At 73.1% G+C, this 19,221-nt stretch carries 15 protein-coding genes; 9 read left to right on the top strand and 6 right to left on the bottom strand.

Features of this window, described 5'->3' with window-relative positions; translation table 11 throughout:
• Position 1: 1 nt before the first annotated feature.
• The 3 genes from ABD361_RS16095 to ABD361_RS16105 are packed head-to-tail and all read right to left on the bottom strand — an operon-like array spanning position 2 to position 4,811.
• On the bottom strand, positions 2 to 1,225 hold the full coding sequence (locus ABD361_RS16095) for a cytochrome P450 family protein (RefSeq protein ID WP_344435968.1): 1,224 nt from the start codon (positions 1,223 to 1,225) through the stop codon (positions 2 to 4).
• Entirely contained in the window at positions 1,222 to 4,344 is a 3,123-nt protein-coding gene (locus tag ABD361_RS16100) for an amino acid adenylation domain-containing protein (protein ID WP_344435969.1), read from the bottom strand. The genes ABD361_RS16095 and ABD361_RS16100 overlap by 4 nt, the downstream gene beginning before the upstream one ends.
• The gene (locus ABD361_RS16105) at positions 4,344 to 4,811 is read right to left on the bottom strand and encodes a pyridoxamine 5'-phosphate oxidase family protein (protein WP_344435970.1); all 468 of its coding nucleotides are present in this window, start codon (positions 4,809 to 4,811) and stop codon (positions 4,344 to 4,346) included. The genes ABD361_RS16100 and ABD361_RS16105 overlap by 1 nt, the downstream gene beginning before the upstream one ends.
• A gap of 490 nt (positions 4,812 to 5,301) precedes the next feature.
• Here ABD361_RS16105 and ABD361_RS16110 point away from each other — a divergent pair, with 490 nt between their 5' ends.
• From ABD361_RS16110 to ABD361_RS16145, 8 genes are all read left to right on the top strand, one after another.
• Positions 5,302 to 6,747 carry an aldehyde dehydrogenase family protein gene (locus ABD361_RS16110; RefSeq protein WP_344435971.1) on the top strand — a complete coding sequence of 482 codons (1,446 nt, stop codon included), beginning with the start codon at positions 5,302 to 5,304 and terminating at the stop codon, positions 6,745 to 6,747.
• A 179-nt stretch (positions 6,748 to 6,926) separates the two neighbouring features.
• Positions 6,927 to 8,861: an acyl-CoA dehydrogenase family protein gene (locus tag ABD361_RS16115; protein WP_344435972.1), complete on the top strand. Its 1,935-nt coding sequence runs from the start codon at positions 6,927 to 6,929 to the stop codon at positions 8,859 to 8,861.
• A 99-nt stretch (positions 8,862 to 8,960) separates the two neighbouring features.
• On the top strand, positions 8,961 to 10,211 hold the full coding sequence (dxr, locus tag ABD361_RS16120; protein ID WP_344435973.1) for a 1-deoxy-D-xylulose-5-phosphate reductoisomerase: 1,251 nt from the start codon (positions 8,961 to 8,963) through the stop codon (positions 10,209 to 10,211).
• The gene (locus ABD361_RS16125; RefSeq protein WP_344435974.1) at positions 10,208 to 11,509 is read left to right on the top strand and encodes a M50 family metallopeptidase; all 1,302 of its coding nucleotides are present in this window, start codon (positions 10,208 to 10,210) and stop codon (positions 11,507 to 11,509) included. The genes dxr and ABD361_RS16125 overlap by 4 nt, the downstream gene beginning before the upstream one ends.
• 291 nt (positions 11,510 to 11,800) lie before the next feature.
• On the top strand, positions 11,801 to 12,958 hold the full coding sequence (gene ispG / locus ABD361_RS16130; protein WP_344435975.1) for a flavodoxin-dependent (E)-4-hydroxy-3-methylbut-2-enyl-diphosphate synthase: 1,158 nt from the start codon (positions 11,801 to 11,803) through the stop codon (positions 12,956 to 12,958).
• Between the two features lie 128 nt (positions 12,959 to 13,086).
• The gene (locus tag ABD361_RS16135) at positions 13,087 to 13,932 is read left to right on the top strand and encodes a GNAT family N-acetyltransferase (protein WP_344435976.1); all 846 of its coding nucleotides are present in this window, start codon (positions 13,087 to 13,089) and stop codon (positions 13,930 to 13,932) included.
• Positions 13,933 to 13,988: 56 nt separating this feature from the next.
• Positions 13,989 to 14,558: a GNAT family N-acetyltransferase gene (locus tag ABD361_RS16140; RefSeq protein ID WP_344435977.1), complete on the top strand. Its 570-nt coding sequence runs from the start codon at positions 13,989 to 13,991 to the stop codon at positions 14,556 to 14,558.
• Between the two features lie 43 nt (positions 14,559 to 14,601).
• On the top strand, positions 14,602 to 16,302 hold the full coding sequence (locus ABD361_RS16145) for a proline--tRNA ligase (protein ID WP_344435978.1): 1,701 nt from the start codon (positions 14,602 to 14,604) through the stop codon (positions 16,300 to 16,302).
• Between the two features lie 244 nt (positions 16,303 to 16,546).
• On the opposite strand, the gene ABD361_RS16150 is transcribed toward ABD361_RS16145, so the two are convergent.
• The 3 genes from ABD361_RS16150 to ABD361_RS16160 are packed head-to-tail and all read right to left on the bottom strand — an operon-like array spanning position 16,547 to position 18,501.
• Positions 16,547 to 17,482, bottom strand: coding sequence for an aminoglycoside phosphotransferase family protein (locus tag ABD361_RS16150; protein WP_344435979.1), 936 nt, complete (start codon positions 17,480 to 17,482; stop codon positions 16,547 to 16,549).
• A 54-nt stretch (positions 17,483 to 17,536) separates the two neighbouring features.
• On the bottom strand, positions 17,537 to 17,980 hold the full coding sequence (locus ABD361_RS16155; protein WP_344435980.1) for a DUF4439 domain-containing protein: 444 nt from the start codon (positions 17,978 to 17,980) through the stop codon (positions 17,537 to 17,539).
• A complete protein-coding gene (locus ABD361_RS16160; RefSeq protein ID WP_344435981.1) occupies positions 17,977 to 18,501 on the bottom strand; it encodes a hypothetical protein in 525 nt (174 codons plus the stop codon). The genes ABD361_RS16155 and ABD361_RS16160 overlap by 4 nt, the downstream gene beginning before the upstream one ends.
• A 190-nt stretch (positions 18,502 to 18,691) precedes the next feature.
• On the opposite strand from ABD361_RS16160, the gene rimP reads away from it, so the two are divergent.
• A complete protein-coding gene (rimP, locus tag ABD361_RS16165) occupies positions 18,692 to 19,219 on the top strand; it encodes a ribosome maturation factor RimP (protein WP_344435982.1) in 528 nt (175 codons plus the stop codon).
• The last annotated feature ends 2 nt before the right edge of the window (positions 19,220 to 19,221 follow it).

Consider the following 19,221-nt stretch of genomic DNA (forward strand, 5'->3'; position numbering starts at 1 on the left):
GTCACCAGCGGACGGGGAGCCGGGCCGGGGCGCGCAGCGGGGTGGACTCGTCCCAGGGGAGGGTCTCCGCCGCAGCGGCCAGCTCGATGCCGGGAAGCCGTTCCAGCAGCACCTCGATGGCGATGGCGAGCTGCATGCGGGTGAGGTGTGCGCCGGTGCAGGCGTGGGGTCCGTGCCCGAACGCGACGTGCGCGTTGGGGGTCCGGGTGAGGTCCAGGCGGTCGGGATCGGCGAACGCCTGCGGGTCGCGGTTGGCGGACGCCGGCACAGGGACGACCGCGTCGCCTTCGCGGATGTGCTGCCCGTGCAGGGTGAAGTCCTCGGTGGCGACGAGGATGTTGATGGCGTTCATCAGCGGCACGTACCGCAGCAGCTCGTCCACCGCGGTGGGGATCCGCCCGGGCTCCTCGCGCAGCATCCGCAGCTGGTCGGGGTGGGTGAGGAGTACGAGCAGGGCGTTGCTCGTGTGCTGGATGTTTGTCTTGTAGCCGGCCATGAGCATGGTGACGACGAAGCTGACGACGTCGTCCCTGCTCAGCTCGCCGCCCGGCCGGCGGCTCTCCGCCAGCAGCAGCCGGATGTAGTCCTCGCCCCCGTCCCCGCCGGTGCCCTCCTTCTCCTTGCGGGAGATGAGGTCGCCGGCGTAGTCCTGCAGCGCGTTCAGGGCCGCGAGCACCTCGTCCATCGTCAGGCCGGACGCGCCGAGGAGCGCGAGGGTGTGCGGCAGGTAGACGTCGCGGTCCTCGTACGGCAGGCCGACGGTCTCGCACAGCACGCGCAGCGGCAGCGGGTCGGCGTAGGAGGCGACGAGGTCCGCGGTCCCGCCGTCCGCCCCGGCGACCATGGCGTCGACGAGTTCCCCGGCCATCGACCGGATCCGGGGCGCCATGAACTCCAGCCGTTTCCGGCCGAACATCGGCAGCACGGTGCGACGGACGCGCTCGTGGTGCTCGCCGGTCATCTCCAGGAAGGTCGGCAGGGCCGGCGGCGGGGCGTCGTCCCCCTCCCGGGGCGGCCAGGCCGACAGCAGCGGCCGGACGAGCCGGCGGTCGGCGAACGCGGCGCGCACGTCCTCGTAGCGGCTGATGAGCCAGCCCGTCTCGCCGTTGGGCAGCTGCGCCTTGACGACGGGCGCCTCCGTGCGCAGGCGGGCGTAGGCGCACGGCGGTCCCGCGGTGCCGGGCTCGGCCTCCGGGACGGGGATGAGGGTCTCGGGCAGGCTCATGCGGTGCACTCCGATTCTTTTTCCTGGGTGCGGGCGACGGGGCGGGCGAGGTAGCCGGAGGTGAAGAAGTACTCCAGGTACCGGTCGAGCAGTGCGGCGTCGACCGGCGGGCAGTGCAGGCCGCTGCCGGCCAGCGCCTCCTCGGCGTTGCGCCGCCCCAGCACCGGGAAGGTCCCCTTCAGGTACATCTCCTTCACGGACATGTCGGCGCCCCGGCTGCGGTCCACGCACAGCGACACGAACGGCGCCGTGGCGCTCGTCGGGTTCTCGGCGACGTGTCGCACCAGCTCGCCCACCCACTGGTCGTACGGCAGCGTGCGCAGGGCGAAGCCCGCCGCGCGCATCCGTTCCAGGACGTCGGAGAGCATCGCCGGGCGGGGGTTGGTGAGGTGGTGGACGCGTCCGTCGGCCGGCCGGTGCGTGGCGATGTGCACGAGGGACTCGGCGAGGTGGTCGACGGGGACGAAGTCCATGGGCAGCTCGATGTCCGGGGCCAGCCCGGTCTCGGCGATCACCTTGAACAGCGAGCAGATGGCCGTCTCGGTGTTGCACACGCCGTGCACCCGGTCGCCCGTCACCTCGTACGGCCGGTAGACGGCCACCGGCAGGCCCTGTTCGGCCGCCCGCCGCAGCACTCCCTCGGCGACCCACTTGCTCTCCGCGTAGCCCATGGTGAGCCCGTCCGCGTGGGCCAGCGGCAGGTCCTCGGCCACCTCGCGCACGCCGGCGGTGCCGAATCCGGCGACGACGGCGACGGTCGAGACGAAGTGCACCGGCACGCGGCGTCGCGCCGCGATGCGGACGACCTCCCGGGTGCCGTCGACGTTCGCCGCGCGCAACTGTTCGTACGGATAGAGAAAGTTGACGCGGGCGCCGTTGTGCACGATCAGGTCCAGCCGGCCGGCCAGCGCGTCGGCGTGGGCGGCCGGCAGGCCCAGCCGCGGCTGGGTGAGGTCACCGGGGAAGCACTCCACACGCCGCCACTCGGCCTCCTCCAGGCGCAGCCCGTAGCGGGCGAGTGCGGTGCGCACCCGCTGCTCGGCGTGGGCCGGGTTCGTCGCCCGTACGGGGCAGTGGACGCGGGCGGTGGTCGCGTGCAGCAGACGGTGCAGCAGGTGGGCGCCGACGAAGCCGGAGGCGCCGGTGAGCAGGACGTCCTTCGGGTCCTGCGGGCACGGGGCCGGGCCCTCGGCGGGCGGGAGGCGGAAGCCGAGCTCGGTCTCCCGGACGAAGTCGACGACCTCTTCCGGCCCCGCGGTCCGCAGGGAACCGCCCCGGGCTTCGCGTACGGCGTCCGCGAAGCCCTCCAGCGTGGGCGCGGCCAGCAGGGCCCTGATCAGGGTGGAGCCCAGGGCGGCGTCGAGGCCGAGCACGGCCAGGGTGCGGGTGACGGCCTCCGAGGCGAGCAGGGAGTCGCCGCCGAGGAGGAAGAAGTCGTCGCCGGGCAGGGGACGCACGCGCAGTACTTGCTGCCACACCTCTGTCAGGACGCCGAGCAGGCCCCCGGCCCTCGGCTCGTCCGTGGTGCCCGTCCTGCGGTCGTCCGCGTGCGGCGCGGGTGCCGCGGCCCTCAGACGGGTGCGGTCGACCTTGCCGCCGCTGGTCACCGGGAAGTGGTCCAGGGGCACCAGGTGGGGTACGGCCTGCGGAGGCAGCCACTGGGCGCAGTACGCGCGCAGGTCGGGCAGCGGCAGGGGGCGGCCCGGCGCGGCGGCGGTCACATAGGCGGTCAGGGCACCCGACTCCATCTCGACGACGGCCTCGCCGACCTCGGCGTGGGCCCGTAACCGGGCCTCCACCTCGTCGAGTTCGACGCGCGCGCCGCGCAGCTTGACCTGGCGGTCGAGGCGGCCGCGGTACTCCAGCAGCCCGTCGGCGGTCCGTACGACCCGGTCGCCGGTGCGGTACAGCAGCCCGCCCGGCTCCACCGCGGGCAGCGCGACGAACCGCTCGGCGGTCAGGCGCGCATCGCCGAGGTAGCCCAGGGCCAGCCCGTCCCCGCCGACGTACAGCTCCCCCTCCTCGCCCGGCTGCGCCACCGAGCCGTCGGCGCGCAGGACGTGGCACGTGGAGGCGCCGAACGGGCGGCCCAGGGGGACGCTCGTGGCGTCCTCGGGCAGCGGGCGCAGCACGTGGGCGGTGGAGACCACGGCGTTCTCGGTCGGGCCGTAGAAGTTGACCACCGTCGTGCCCGGGCAGGCCGCGAGGACCGCGTTCGCCAGTCGCGGGTCCATCGCCTCCCCGCCGGCGGAGACGAAGCGCAGCAGCGCCAGCGCCTCGGGGCGGGTACGGGCGACGAGGTGGAAGACGCTCGTCGTCAGGTAGGCCACGGTCACGTCCGCCGCGTGGAAGAGCCGTTCCAGGGCGTCGGGGGAGAGCAGCTCCTCGCGATCCGCGATGACGAGGCAGGCGCCGGTCAGCAGGGCGCCCCAGATCTCGATCGTCGAGGCGTCCGAGGACAGCCCGTAGGCGTGCAGCACGCCGTCACCCGGACCGGGCGGCGGCACCTCGGAGTCGGAGAGCACCAGGCGCACCACGCCACGGTGGGGTATCGCCACGGGCTTGGGACGACCGGTCGTACCGGAGGTGAAGGCCACATAGGCGCAGTCGGTCGCGGAGCGGGTCCGGCGCGGGACGGCGGCGTGTGCCCCGGCGGGCGCATCGACGCTGCCGACCTCGACCGACGCGCGTAGACCGCGCACGCGACGCGTACTGCCCGGCAGCGCGACCGCCGCGCTCAGCCCCGCGTCCTCGGCCATGGCCCGCAACCGAGCCGGTGGCAGGTCCTCGTCCAGCGGCACGTACGCGCAGCCGGCCTTGAGGATGCCCAGCAGGGCCACCAGCGCCTCCAGCGAGCGGCTGCCGCACACGCCGATCAGCTCACCGGGCCGGACACCGTGCGCGACCAGGCGCGCCGCCAGGGCGTCTGCGTGGGCGTCGAGCTGCCCGTACGTCATGACGCGCTCCCCGTGCCGGGCCGCGGGCGCGTCCGGGCGGGCTGCGGCCTGCGCCTCGAACAGCTCCGGTATGAGGCCGTCCCGCGGGTAGCCGGGTATGCCGGGTATGCCGGGTATGAGCGTGTCGGGGCGTAACGAAGTGCCGGTGCCGGCGCCGCTCATCACGCCTCCCCGGCGAAGTCCGCCGCGAACGCGGCGAAGTCGGCACTGCGCCAGTGCTCCGGACGCATACGGAACAGGACGTCGTCCTGCAACTGGGCCACGGTCGCCGCGAGGTAGTCGCGGGCCTCCTGCGGATCCAGGTACCGGTGGGCCAGGGCCTCGCGCACGGCCGGATCGATCGGATCCTCGATCGAGGTGATCGGGCCCTCGACGCTGACATAGCGGTACGGCCGCTTCTCGTCCTGCACGCAGAGGCTGAAACGCCCGGCGTCGCGTAAGAGCCGGGCCTTGATGCTCTCCCGGTTCGTGCCGAGGACGACCTCGCCGCCGGGCTCGTAGTCGTACCAGAGCGGCACGACCAGCGGCCCGCGACCGCCGCCGCCCCGGGGATCGGCAACACCGAGGACGCCGACGCGTGGTTCGGCGAGGAAGGCTTCGCGGTCGGGGCGCGGCATGGAAGGGAGCATGCGGGTTCCTGTTCTGTGACTGGCTGGAGTGGTGCTGTTGCGGTGGGGTCACCGCGCGAAACAATCTTGAGAGCGAGAGGATCAATCCCCGGCCGATTGGTCGGCAAACGCAGGTTTCAGACGGTTTTGAGCCGCTTTTTCCAGCCGCCGGTCGGGCGGCCCTGCGGGCGGCCGTTCCCCAGCCCCGCCCTCTCCCCGTCTCCCGGGGGCTCCGCCCCCGGACCCCCGGTCCTCAAACGCCGGACGGGCTGATTTCAGCCCGTCCGGCGATTGAGGACACCGGGCGAAGCCCGGTCCGGGGGTGCTAGGGGGCGCAGCCCCGCTAGGAGACGGGGAGAGGGCGGGGCCGGGGCTCGGCCCGCCGCAGGCGCCCCTCCATTGCGGCGCACCCGCCGCGGTTCGCGCTCCATACCGGACAAGCGACGCACCGCCGTCCCAGACCTACCGTGGGGGAGCCAACATCCACACCCCCACCTGGGAAGGGCCGATTGTGACTGCTCCCCACGCGTTCTGGCTGGCCGGCCGCGAGGCCACCGGCGAGGAGACCTTCGACGTCACGAACTCCTGGGACGGTCGTCTCGTCGGCACCGTGAGCGTGCCCACCGAGGCGCAGGTCGAGGAGGCCGTCGCCGCCGCGTACGCCGTGCGCGAGGAGTTCGCCACCACGCCCGCGCACGTGCGCACCGCCGCTCTGGACCACGTCGCCAAGCGGCTGACGGAGCGCACGGAGGAGATCGTCCAGCTGATCTCGGCCGAGAACGGCAAGCCCATCAAGTGGGCGCGCGGCGAGGTCGGCCGTGCCGTCTCGGTCTTCCGCTGGGCCGCGGAGGAGGCCCGCCGGTTCAATGCCGGTGACGCCCAGCGTCTGGACACCGACCCGGGTTCGACCGGCCGTCTGGCGCTGACCCGCCGGATCCCGCGCGGCGTCGTCCTCGGTATCGCGCCGTTCAACTTCCCGCTGAACCTGAGCGCGCACAAGGTCGCCCCGGCGATCGCGGTGGGTGCCCCGATCATCCTCAAGCCGGCTCCGGCGACGCCGATCTCGTCCCTCGTCCTGGGCGAGATCCTCGCCGAGACCGATCTGCCGGCGGGCTCGTGGAGCGTGCTGCCGGTGCCGAACGACCGTATGCCCGCCCTGGTGCAGGACGAGCGTCTGCCGGTCATATCCTTCACCGGTTCCGGCCCGGTGGGCTGGTCGATCCTGGACTCCGTGCCGCGCAAGCACGTCACCCTGGAGCTGGGCGGCAACGCCGCGGCCGTCGTCCTGGCCGACTGGTCCTCCGAGGCCGACCTGGACTGGGCGGCGCAGCGCATCGCGACCTTCTCGAACTACCAGGGCGGCCAGTCCTGCATCTCCGTGCAGCGCGTGATCGCCGACGCCTCGCTGTACGAGCGTCTGGTGCCGAAGGTCGTGGCGGCCGTCGAGGCCCAGGTGACGGGCGACCCGTCCGACGCCTCGACCGATGTGGGCCCGCTGGTCAGCGAGGACGCGGCCAAGCGCGTGGAGTCGTGGGTGGACGAGGCCGTCGCGGCGGGTGCGAAGCTGCTGGCGGGCGGCAAGCGCCAGGGCGCCACGTACGCCCCGACCGTGCTGGCCGACGTGCCGGCGGGCACCACCCTGGCCTGCGAGGAGGTCTTCGGCCCGGTCCTGACGCTGTCCCGCGTCGAGGGCGAGGAGGCCGCGTTCGCCGCGGTCAACGACTCCCCGTACGGCCTGCAGGCGGGCGTCTTCACGCACGACCTGCAGACCGCCTTCCGCGCCCACCGGGCGCTGGAGGTCGGCGGCGTGGTGATCGGCGACGTGCCGTCGTACCGCGCGGACCAGATGGCCTACGGCGGCGCCAAGCAGTCCGGCGTCGGCCGCGAGGGCGTGCGCTACGCGATGGACGACTACACCTACGAGCGCGTCCTCGTCCTGACGGGCCTGAGCCTGTAACGGACCGCTCCACCGAACCACCGCGCCCCGGGCAACCGCTTCCGCCCGGGGCGCGGTCTCGTGTGCACGGGGACTGGTAGAGCCGGTGGGGATCGGGTAGGTACATGGGGGTACATACGGACGAGTAGTACCGGTCGGTAGTCGACCGGACACCTTCGACTCCAGCGGTGAGGTGCCTGATGACCGCACCATCCGTACGACCGGTCTCCGAGCGCGAGGCGCGCCAGGTCGCCGAGGCGGCCCGCGAGCAGGACTGGAAGAAGCCCAGCTTCGCCAAGGAGCTCTTCCTCGGCCGGTTCCGTCTCGATCTGATCCATCCGCACCCGACGCCCGCCCCGGACGACGTCCGGCGCGGCGAGGAGTTCCTGGCCAAGCTGCGCGACTTCTGCGAGACGCGCATCGACAGCGCCCGCATCGAGCGTGAGGCGCGCATCCCGGACGAGACGGTCGACGGGCTCAAGGAGCTCGGCGCCTTCGGCATGAAGATCGACCCGAAGTACGGCGGCCTCGGTCTGAACCACGTCTACTACAACAAGGCCCTGGCTCTGGTCGGCTCCGTCAGCCCTGTCGTGGGCGCGCTGCTGTCGGCCCACCAGTCGATCGGCGTGCCGCAGCCGCTGAAGCTGTTCGGCACGCAGGAGCAGAAGGAGAAGTTCCTGCCGCGGTGTGCGCGCACCGACATCACCGCCTTCCTGCTCACCGAGCCGGACGTGGGCTCCGACCCGGCCCGGCTCGCGACCTCCGCCGTGCCCGACGGCGACGACTACGTCCTCGACGGCGTGAAGCTGTGGACGACCAACGGCGTCGTCGCCGACCTGCTCGTCGTCATGGCCCGCGTGCCCCGCAGCGAGGGCCACAAGGGCGGCATCACGGCCTTCGTCGTCGAGGCGACGGCCGAGGGCGTCACCGTGGAGAACCGCAACGCCTTCATGGGCCTGCGCGGCATCGAGAACGGCGTCACCCGCTTCCACCAGGTGCGGGTGCCCGCCTCCCACCGCATCGGCCCCGAGGGCGCCGGCCTGAAGATCGCGCTGACCACGCTCAACACCGGGCGGCTGTCGATCCCCGCCATGTGCGCCGCGAGCGGCAAGTGGGCGCTGAAGATCGCCCGCGAGTGGTCCTCGGCCCGTGAGCAGTGGGGCAAGCCCATCGCCAAGCACGAGGCCGTCGGCTCGAAGATCTCCTACATCGCCGCGACGACCTTCGCCCTGGAGGCGATCGTCGACCTCTCCAGCCAGATGGCCGACGAGGACCGCAACGACATCCGCATCGAGGCCGCCCTCGCCAAGCTCTACGCCAGCGAGGCGGCCTGGCTGATGATGGACGAGCTGGTGCAGATCCGCGGCGGCCGCGGCTACGAGAGCGCCGCCTCCCTGGCCGCCCGCGGCGAGCGCGCCGTCCCCGCCGAGCAGATGCTGCGCGACTCGCGCATCAACCGGATCTTCGAGGGCTCCACGGAGATCATGCACCTGCTCATCGCCCGCGAGGCCGTCGACGCTCATTTGTCGGTCGCCGGCGACCTCATCGACCCGGACAAGTCCCTGGGCGACAAGGCCCGTGCCGGCGCCCGCGCCGGCGGCTTCTACGCCCGCTGGCTGCCCAAGCTGGTCGCAGGCCCCGGGCAGCTGCCGCGGACGTACGCCGAATTCCACCCGACCGGCCACCGCGACCTCTCGCGCCACCTGCGCTACGTCGAACGGTCCTCGCGCAAGCTGGCGCGCTCCACCTTCTACGCCATGTCCCGCTGGCAGGGCCGCATGGAGACCAAGCAGGGCTTCCTCGGCCGCATCGTCGACATCGGCGCCGAGCTGTTCGCCATGAGCGCCGCCTGCGTGCGCGCCGAGCACCTGCGCTCCCGCGGCGAGCACGGTACCGAGGCGTACCAGCTGGCCGACGCCTTCTGCCGGCAGTCCCGCATCCGCGTCGAGGAGCTCTTCGGGCGGCTGTGGACCAACACCGACGACCTCGACCGCAAGGTCGTCTCGGGCGTCATGGGCGGGGCGTACACATGGCTGGAGGCCGGCATCGTCGACCCCAGCGGCGAGGGCCCCTGGATCGCGGACGCCACCCCCGGCCCGTCCAAGGCCGAGAACGTCCACCGGCCGATCCGGTGAGCCGAAGAACCCCCGATCCGATGAACGGGTGAACCCCACCGGGTCGTACTGCCGGGACGCGCTGTCGGGCCGGACCGGCGGTACGGCCACAATGGGGGGATGACGGACTCCCTCGCTGACCCCCACCTGCGCTACTCCGCCGCCGTGCCCGGAGGCGGCCCGCGCGAGATCGTGATCCTCGGCTCGACCGGTTCGGTCGGCACCCAGGCCATCGACCTGGTGCTGCGCAACCCCGAGCGGTTCACGGTCACCGCCCTGTCCGCCGCCGGCGGCCGGGTGGAGCTGCTCGCCGAGCAGGCGCACAGACTGGGGGTCCGCACGGTCGCCGTCGCGCAGGCGGACAAGGAGCCCGCCCTGCGCGAGGCCCTGGCCGCCCGCTACGGCCGCGAGCCGCTGCCCGAGGTCCTCGCCGGCCCCGACGCGGCCACCGAGCTCGCCCGCAGCCAGTGCCACACCGTCCTCAACGGCATCACCGGCTCCATCGGCCTGGCCCCCACCCTCGCCGCCCTGGAGGCCGGCCGCACCCTGGCCCTGGCCAACAAGGAATCGCTGATCGTCGGCGGCCCCCTGGTCAAGGCCGTCGCCAAGCCCGGGCAGATCATCCCCGTCGACTCCGAGCACGCCGCCCTCTTCCAGGCCCTCCTCGGCGGCACCCGCTCCGAGGTGCGCAAGCTCGTCGTCACCGCCTCCGGCGGCCCCTTCCGCGGCCGCACCAAGGCGGAGCTGGCCTCCGTGACCCCTCAGGACGCGCTGGCCCACCCCACCTGGTCCATGGGCCCGGTCATCACGATCAACTCGGCCACCCTGGTCAACAAGGGCCTCGAGGTCATCGAGGCCCACCTGCTCTACGACATCCCCTTCGAGCGCATCGAGGTCGTCGTCCACCCCCAGTCGTACGTCCACTCGATGGTGGAATTCACCGACGGCTCCACCCTCGCCCAGGCCACCCCGCCGGACATGCGCGGCCCCATCGCCATCGGCCTCGGCTGGCCCGACCGGGTGCCCGACGCCGCCCCCGCCTTCGACTGGTCCAAGGCCTCCACCTGGGAATTCTTCCCCCTCGACACCGAGGCCTTCCCCTCCGTCGACCTCGCCCGGCACGTCGGCGCCCTCGGCGGCACCGCCCCCGCCGTCTTCAACGCCGCCAACGAGGAGTGCGTCGATGCGTTCCTGAGCGGGCAGCTGCCGTTCAATGGGATCGTGGACACCGTCGCCGAGGTGGTGGCGGAACACGGCACCCCCGCCGCGGGAACCCGCCTGACCCTCTCGGACGTCCTGCAGGCGGAGACCTGGGCCCGCGCCCGGGCCCGCGAACTGGCGGCTCGTACGACCTCGGAGGCCCGCGCATGACAGCACTGATGACCGTCCTCGGGATAGTCGTCTTCGTGGTGGGCCTGCTCTTCTCCATCGCCTGGCACGAGCTGGGCCACCTGTCGACCGCGAAGATGTTCGGCATCCGGGTGCCGCAGTACATGGTCGGCTTCGGGCCGACCCTGTGGTCGCGGAAGAAGGGCGAGACCGAGTACGGCATCAAGGCCGTCCCGCTCGGCGGCTACATCCGCATGATCGGCATGTTTCCGCCCGGCGAGGACGGCCGCATCAGCGCCCGCTCCACCTCCCCCTGGCGCGGCATGATCGAGGACGCCCGCTCCGCCGCCTACGAGGAGCTGCGCCCCGGCGACGAGACCCGCATGTTCTACACGCGCAAGCCGTGGAAGCGCGTGATCGTCATGTTCGCCGGGCCCTTCATGAACCTCGTCCTGGCCGTCGTGGTCTTCCTCGGCGTCATGATGACCTTCGGCGTCTCCACGCAGACCACCACCGTCTCCCAGGTCTCCGACTGCGTCGTCAAGGCCAGCAGCCCGGCCGACAAGTGCCCCACCGGCGCCAAGGACTCCCCGGCCAAGGCCGCCGGCCTCCAGCCCAAGGACCGCATCGTCGCCTTCAACGGCCACCGCGTCGGCGACTGGGGCACCCTCCAGAAGGAGATCCGCCGCACCACCGGCCCGGCCACGATCACGGTCGAGCGCGACGGCACCGAGAAGACGCTGCACGCGGACCTGATTTCCAACCAGGTCCAGAAGTACGACGGCAAGGGCGCCCCCATCAAGGGCGAGTACGTCACCGCCGGCTTCCTCGGCTTCACGCCTGCCACCGGCGTCGTCCAGCAGTCCTTCGGGCAGTCCGTCGACCGCATGGGCGACATGGTCCAGTCCGGCGTCGAATCCCTGATCGACCTGCCCGGCAAGATCCCCGACCTGTGGAACGCCGCCTTCGACGGCGGCGAGCGCAAGGCGGACTCCCCGATGGGCGTCGTCGGCGCCGCACGGGTCGGCGGCGAGGTGTTCAACCTCGACATCCCGCCGTCGCAGCAGATCGCCACCATGCTCTTCCTGGTGGCGGGCTTCAACCTGTCGCTCTTCCTGTTCAACATGCTGCCGCTGCTGCCGCTGGACGGCGGGCACATCGCGGGCGCGCTGTGGGAGTCCGTACGGCGCACCGTCGCCAAGGTCTTCCGGCGCCCCGACCCGGGCCCCTTCGACGTGGCGAAGCTGATGCCGGTGGCGTACGTGGTGGCGGGCATCTTCGTGTGCTTCACGCTGCTGGTGCTCATCGCGGACGTGGTGAACCCGGTACGGCTGACGTAGTGGGGCTGTCGTCCTCAATCTCCCCCAGCTACTGCTGGGGGTGCCCCCAACGGGCTGATTTCAGCCCGTCCGGCGTTTGAGGACACCGGGCGAAGCCTGGTCCGGGGGTCCGGGGGCTTGCCCCCGGGAAACGGCGAAGGGGCGGGGCTGGGGAACAGTCCGCCGCAGGCGCCCCCGCGCGCCCCCGCCAGGGGACCGGCAATGTGCTCCGAAGGGAGCTCGTGCCGTAACCTCGGAGTCGGAGCCCGCCGATCTCGGGACCTTGATTCATACCTTGGGGTTGCTCGCCAGATGACAGCGATTTCGCTTGGAATGCCTTCCGTTCCGATCAAGCTCGCCGACCGCAGGGTCAGCCGCAAGATCCAGGTCGGATCCGTGGCCGTCGGCGGCGACGCCCCCGTCTCGGTGCAGTCCATGACGACGACGCGCACCTCCGACATCGGCGCGACCCTGCAGCAGATCGCCGAGCTCACCGCCTCCGGCTGCCAGATCGTGCGCGTCGCCTGCCCGACCCAGGACGACGCCGACGCGCTGCCGATCATCGCCCGCAAGTCGCAGATCCCGGTGATCGCGGACATCCACTTCCAGCCGAAGTACGTCTTCGCCGCGATCGACGCCGGCTGTGCCGCCGTCCGCGTCAACCCCGGCAACATCAAGCAGTTCGACGACAAGGTCAAGGAGATCGCGAAGGCGGCCGGCGACGCCGGTGTGCCGATCCGCATCGGCGTGAACGCCGGCTCCCTCGACCGCCGCCTGCTGCAGAAGTACGGCAAGGCGACGCCGGAGGCCCTCGTCGAGTCCGCCCTGTGGGAGGCGTCGCTCTTCGAGGAGCACGGCTTCCGGGACATCAAGATCTCGGTCAAGCACAACGACCCGGTCGTGATGGTCAACGCCTACCGCCAGCTCGCCGCCCAGTGCGACTACCCCCTCCACCTGGGCGTGACCGAGGCGGGTCCGGCCTTCCAGGGCACCATCAAGTCGGCCGTCGCCTTCGGCGCCCTGCTCTCGGAGGGCATCGGCGACACCATCCGCGTCTCCCTCTCCGCCCCGCCGGCGGAGGAGATCAAGGTCGGCATCCAGATCCTGGAGTCCCTGGGTCTGCGTCAGCGCCGGCTGGAGATCGTCTCGTGCCCGTCCTGCGGCCGTGCCCAGGTGGACGTGTACAAGCTCGCCGACGAGGTCACCGCGGGTCTGGAGGGCATGGAGGTGCCGCTGCGCGTGGCCGTCATGGGCTGTGTGGTCAACGGCCCGGGCGAGGCGCGTGAGGCCGACCTCGGTGTCGCTTCCGGCAACGGCAAGGGTCAGATCTTCGTCAAGGGCGAGGTCATCAAGACCGTTCCCGAGTCGAAGATCGTGGAGACGCTCATCGAGGAGGCCATGAAGCTCGCCGAGAAGATGGAGGCCGAAGGCGTCGCCTCCGGCGAGCCCTCGGTCAGCGTCGCCGGCTGACACACCCGCGCCCCCTGCCCGCCCCGCCCGGCCTCCGCCGCGGCGGGGCGGTGGCGCAAGCGGGGAGGTACAGTGCCAGGATCCACTTCCCCGGCCTGCGGCCCCGCCACGGTGAGGCAATCCGACACGTGCTGACGACGACCACCACCAAGGTCCTGGGCCCCGCCGATCTGGACGCGGCCCTCGGCGTCCTCGACCGCGATCCCGTGGCCAACGCCTTCGTCGCCGCGCGGGTCCGTGTCGCCGGCCTCGACCCCTGGCGGCTCGGCGGAGAGATGTGGGGCTGGTACGCGGAAGGCCGACTGGAGTCCCTGTGCTACGCCGGCGCCAACCTGGTCCCGGTGTGCGCCGGCCCCGAGGCCGTACGCGCCTTCGCCGACCGGGCCCGGCGCACCGGACGCCGCTGCTCGTCGATCGTGGGCCCGGCCGAGGCGACCGCCGCCCTGTGGTCCCTGCTCGAACCGCACTGGGGCCCGGCCCGCGAGGTCCGCGCCCACCAGCCGCTGATGGTCACCCGGTCCATGCCCGCGGGCCTGGCCCCCGACCCGCTGGTGCGGCGCATCCGCAAGGACGAGATGGACCTGATCATGCCCGCGTGCGTGGCCATGTTCACCGAGGAGGTCGGCGTCTCGCCCCTCGCCGGCGACGGCGGACTGCTCTACCAGGCCCGGGTTGCCGAGCTCGTGGGCTCCGGGCGGTCCTTCGCCCGCGTCGAGGACGGGCGCGTAGTCTTCAAGGCGGAGATCGGCGCCGCCACCGACCTCGCCTGCCAGATCCAGGGCGTGTGGGTGGCCCCCGAGTACCGCGGCAGGGGCCTGTCCGTCGCCGGCATGACCGCCGTCCTGGGCTACGCGCTGCGCGAGGTCGCCCCGGTGGTCAGCCTGTACGTCAACGACTACAACACCGCGGCCCGCGCCGCCTACCGCCGCGTCGGCTTCCAGGAGGTCGGCGCGTTCATGAGCGTCCTGTTCTGATGAGGTCGCATCCGATGCGGTCGGGCCCCGGGCGGACGGCCGGGTAGCCTCGCGCCATGGATGACATCACGGTCGGACCGCTCGACCTCGCCGCGCGGGTGGACGAGGCACTGGCCGTGCAGGCCGTCGCCTTCGGGCTGACCCCCGAGGAGGTCGGGGTCCGGCGGCACATCGTGCTGCGGCACCTCACCAGCCCGGGAGCGCGCGCCCTGGGCGCCACCACGGCCGAGGGGCGGCTCGTCGGCTTCGTCTACGGGATGCCCAACGACCGCAGCCACTGGTGGTCCATGGTCGTCGAGCCGTACCTGCGGGCCAACGGACACGACGGCTGGCTCGACGACTCCTTCGTCATCACCGAACTGCACGTCCACCCCGCATTCCAGAACCGCCGCATCGGGCGCACCCTCATCACCGCCATCACCTCCACGGCGGACGAGCCGCGCTCCATCCTGTCCGCCATCGACAAGGACAGCCCGGCCCGCGCCCTGTACCGCAAGCTCGGCTACCGCGACCTGGCCCGGCACGTCGTCTTCCCCAGCGCCGCGAGCCCGTACGCCGTGATGGGCGCGCAACTGCCGCTGCTCGCCCCGGAAAACGGTTGCGCGCAAGGCGCCCAGCCCAGCTAGTCTCCGGGCCAACGCCGCACGTCACGCACCCGGGAGACGACCCATGGCCCCCCTGCAGCGCATGTCCACGACCCTGCTCAAGACGCTGCGCGAGGACCCGGCCGACGCCGAGACCGCGAGCCACCGGCTGCTGGTCCGCGCCGGGTACGTCCGCCGCACCTCCTCGGGCATGTGGACGTGGCTGCCGCTGGGCAAGAAGGTCCTCGACAACGTCGCCCGCGTGGTGCGCGAGGAGATGGACGCCATCGGCGGCCAGGAGGTGCTGCTGCCCGCCCTGCTGCCCAAGGAGCCCTACGAGACCAGCGGCCGCTGGAAGGAGTACGGCGACGAACTCTTCCGGCTCACGGACCGCAAGGGCGCCGACCACCTCCTCGGGCCCACCCACGAGGAGATCTTCACCCTCACGGTCAAGGACCAGTGCGCGTCCTACAAGGACCTGCCCGTGATCCTGTATCAGATCCAGACGAAGTACCGCGACGAGGCCCGGCCCCGCTCCGGCGTGCTGCGCGCCCGCGAGTTCCAGATGAAGGACTCCTATTCCTTCGACATCGACGACGAGGGACTCGCCGCCTCCTACCGCCTCCACCGCACCGCGTACCAGCGCATCTTCGCCCGCCTCGGCCTGGATCACCGGATCGTCTCCGCCGTCTCCGGCGCCATGGGCGGCTCGGCGTCCGAGGAGTTCCTCGCCCCGGCCGCGGCCGGCGAGGACACCTTCGTCGACTGCCCGCACTGCGACTATGCCGCCAACACCGAGGCCGTCACCACGGTCGTCGCCCCCGGCGACCCCGCCGCCCACGCACCGGCCGAGGAACTCCCCACGCCCGGCACCCCCACCATCGACGCGCTCGCCGCGCACCTGGGCGTACCCGCGTCCGCCACCCTGAAGAACCTCCTGGTCAAGGTCGACGGCGAGATCACGGCCGTCGGCGTCCCGGGCGACCGCGAGGTCGACCTCGGCAAGCTCGCCGAGCACCTCGCGCCGGCCGTCGTGGAACTCGTCACCGCCGAGGACTTCACCGGCCGGAGCGACCTCGTCCGCGGCTACGTCGGCCCCCAGGGCCTGGACATCCCCTACCTCGCCGACCCCCGCATCGCCCCCGGCACCGCCTGGATCACCGGCGCCAACAAGCCCGACACCCACGCCCGCAACGTGGTGTGCGGCCGCGACTTCACCGTCGACCGCTACCTGGACGTCGTCGTGGTCGAACCCGGCGACCCCTGCCCCCGCTGCGGGGCCGGCCTGGAGGTCGGGCGGGCGATCGAGATCGGCCACATCTTCCAGCTCGGACGCAAGTACGCCGACGCCTTCGCCCTGGACGTCCTCGGCCCCGAGGGCAAGCCCGTTCGCGTCACGATGGGCTCCTACGGCATCGGCGTCTCCCGCGTCGTGGCCGCCCTGGCCGAACAGACCCACGACGAGGCCGGCCTGTGCTGGCCCCGCGAGATCGCCCCCGCGGACGTCCACGTCGTGGCGGCGGGCAAGGCGGCACAGCTGGAGCTGGCCACGACGATCGCCGAACGGCTGGCGGGGGAGGGGGTGCGGGTGCTCCTCGACGACCGCACGGGGGTGTCGGCGGGGGTGAAGTTCGCGGATGCGGAGCTGATCGGGGTGCCGACGATCCTGGTGGTCGGGCGCCGCGCCCCTGACGGGGTGGTCGAACTCAAGGACCGCCGGACGGGGGAGCGGGAGGAACTGCCGGTGGACGAGGCGGTGACCCGAGTACGAGCCGCCGGCGCCTGAGCCGCCCGGGACGGCCCGGGCCGGCAGGGCTGCCCGGCCCAGGGCCTGTCCGGCGGATCTTCGTCACGCGCCACCACGGCGCCCCGTCAGGGGCGCGGGGAACTGCGCGACAAGCCACGACGCGCCCGCAGATCGCCCGGACCCCGGGGTGGTGTGTCAGCTGCGGGCCGTCGGTGGCCGATCGCGCAGTTCCCCGCGCCCCTGACGGGGCGCTGCATGATCCGCCGGACACGGCCTGGCCGCCCTACAGCAACCCCGCGAACTCCAGGAGGAGTTCGCCCTGCCTGCGGGCGCCGGCCGCAAGCTCCCGCACCCCCGCCTCCGTCGCCCGGAAGAGCGTCCAGCCGCGCAAGCGGTCCGCGTCCACCTCCAGGGACTCCGCCAGCTTCGCCACCCGGCGCCGCGCCGCCGCCCCCGCTCCCGGCGCCGCCAGCAGCGTGTCGAGCCGGTCGCGGACCAGCCAGGCGAGGTCGTAGGCGCGTTCGCCGGCCAGGGGACGGGGGGCGATGGCCAGCCAGGGCATGCGGTCGCCGGAGAGCACCGTGCCCTGGTGGTACTCGCCGTGCAGCAGCACCGTCTCGTCCGGGCGGCCGGCGACCAGCGCGTCGCGGGCTTCGAGTGCCTCGTCGACGAGGGCGCGCGCGTCGGCCGCCCAGGGCGCCTCGCGCCGCTCGCGCAGGACGGCGGCCGTGGCGCCGGTGTGGTCGGCCACCGACGGGAACGGGGCGCCGGCCGGGGCCGGCACCCACAGGCGCTGCAGGGTGGCGGCGGCCTCCAGCTGGGCCTTGGGCTCGGCCAGCGAGCGCAGGCTGACGTCGGCGTGCAGCCGTTCCAGCAGCAGCGCCCCCTCCTCGGGGTCGGCGTCCAGGACGCGTACGGCGCCGAGGCCGTCCCAGTGGGCGAGCGCGGCGTGTTCGAGGGCGGTCGTCCCGCTGGACGGGGGGCTGAGCTTGAGCGCTGCGGGTGTGCCGTCGGCCTGCCGGACGAGGATCACCATGCTGGTGCGGCCGCCGGGCACCTGCACCCGTTCGGGTGTCAGCTGCCGGCGGGCGAGGACGGTGCGGGCGCGTTCCGGGAGCTCGTCGAGCCAGCGGCGTTCGGCCTCGCCGGCCGCGGGGTCCGAGCCCAGGGTTCGCACCAGCCTCTCCGGAGGTGCGAGGCGGTCGTTGCTGATGGCCATCCCTGAGCTGTCCCTTTCGTTGCTTCCCCGGCCCGCCGTGCGGCTTCCCGCAGGTCAGGACCTGTCGGGAGCGGCCCGCTCGGTGAGCCCAGGGAAGGCTACGCTGCCCCCGTCCCAGCGTGCCGCGCGCACCGCCGCTTCGCGCAGCCCGGCGGCCGCCTCGCCGCGCAGGTCGCCGGTGGCGGCCCGGACGAGGTCGGCGTAGACCGCGGTGAGCCGGCGTTCGAGCTCGGCGGCGAGCCGCAGCGCCGCGGCGCCGTCGGGCACCGCGAAGGGCAGCGCGTAGGCGGCGGCCGCGGCGACGGGTTCGGCGCCCAGGCCGCGTACGGCGCGGGTCAGCGCGTCGCGCCGGGCCCGGTGGGCCTCGTGGGCCTCGCGGGCGTCGCTGGCGCGCCCCTCCTCGACGCGGGCGCCCACGACCCCGTACCCGTACACCGCCGCGTGTTCGGCGGCCAGGGCCGCCTGGGCGGCGGCGGTCACGGCGGCGGGGGCGGTCATGCGGCGGCTCCGGTCAGCAGGTAGGCGTGGGCGGCGCCCGAGGCGGCCACGGAGGCCAGGAGGCGGGCGAGGCCGGGCGGGGCGGCGGCCAGGGCCGCGGTGCGGGTGTCGGCGGTGCGCCGTTCGGCCTCGGCGAGGGCGGCGAGGGCGGCCTTCTCGTCCTGCGGTACGTCCGGGGGCGCGCCGGCGCCGGCCGACGGGGAGGGGCTGCCCGGGCCCGGGCCGAAGGCCTCGGCGTGGCGGGCCACTTCTGCGCGCAGGGGCCGCAGCCGTGGGGCGAGCCCGGGGTGGGCGGCGAGGGTGGCGTCGTAGTGCGCCAGGAGCGCGGCGGACTGCTGCCCGGCGCGTTCTTTCAGCCGTTGCGCGGTGGCGGAATCCTCACCACCGGAGCCCGCGCCGCTCCCGGAGCATCCGGTGAGCAGCGCCGCGGCGCCCCCGCCCAGCAGGGCCGCGGCGGCCCCGCCCAATACGCTGCGTCTGCGCGGCCCGCCCGGGCCCCGCGTCGTGGTCGCAAGCGGCACGATCCTCAATCCCGCCTCGTCTCGCCGTCGGCCGGCCTCCCGGCATGATCACCGCACGTGAGCGTACCGGCGCGCCGGGGGGCCGCCGCGGACCCGGGCACCGAATCGTCAGCCGGCTGCCGGAACAGATAGGCTTTGACCTGACACGCGACTTTCCCACAACAGCACACGCGGCCGAGGAGTCACCCGGATGAGCACCACCCAGAGCGAGCGGCTGCGCGAGCTGCTGGCCCCCCTCGTGAGCGCGCGGGAGCTGGACCTGGAAGAGATCGAGGTGACCCCGGCCGGGAAGCGGCGTGTGCTGCGCATCGTGGTGGATTCCGACGAGGGTGTCCAGCTGGACACCTGTGCGGATCTCAGTCGCGACATCTCCGCCAGGCTCGACGAGTCGGACGTCATGGGGGCCACCCCCTACGTCCTGGAGGTCACCTCTCCCGGTGCCGACCGCCCCCTGACCCACCCGCGCCACTACGTCCGTGCCACGGGCCGGTTGATCAAGGCGCAGCTGGCCGAGGGCGGTGAGCTCGTCGCGCGGATCGTCGCCGTGGACGACGAGGGGCTCGATCTGGAGGTGCCGGGCGTCAAGGGCCGCAAGCCCACCGCCCGCCGCCTGGCCTTCGACGAGATCGCGAAGGCGCGCGTGGAGATCGAGTTCAACCGCAAGGCCACGGAGCGGGCCGCAGACGACGAGACCGACGAGAGCCAAGAGGAGGCGTAGCC

This window comes from Streptomyces luteosporeus (assembly GCF_039532865.1).
In the GTDB taxonomy this organism is placed as follows: domain Bacteria; phylum Actinomycetota; class Actinomycetes; order Streptomycetales; family Streptomycetaceae; genus Streptomyces; species Streptomyces luteosporeus.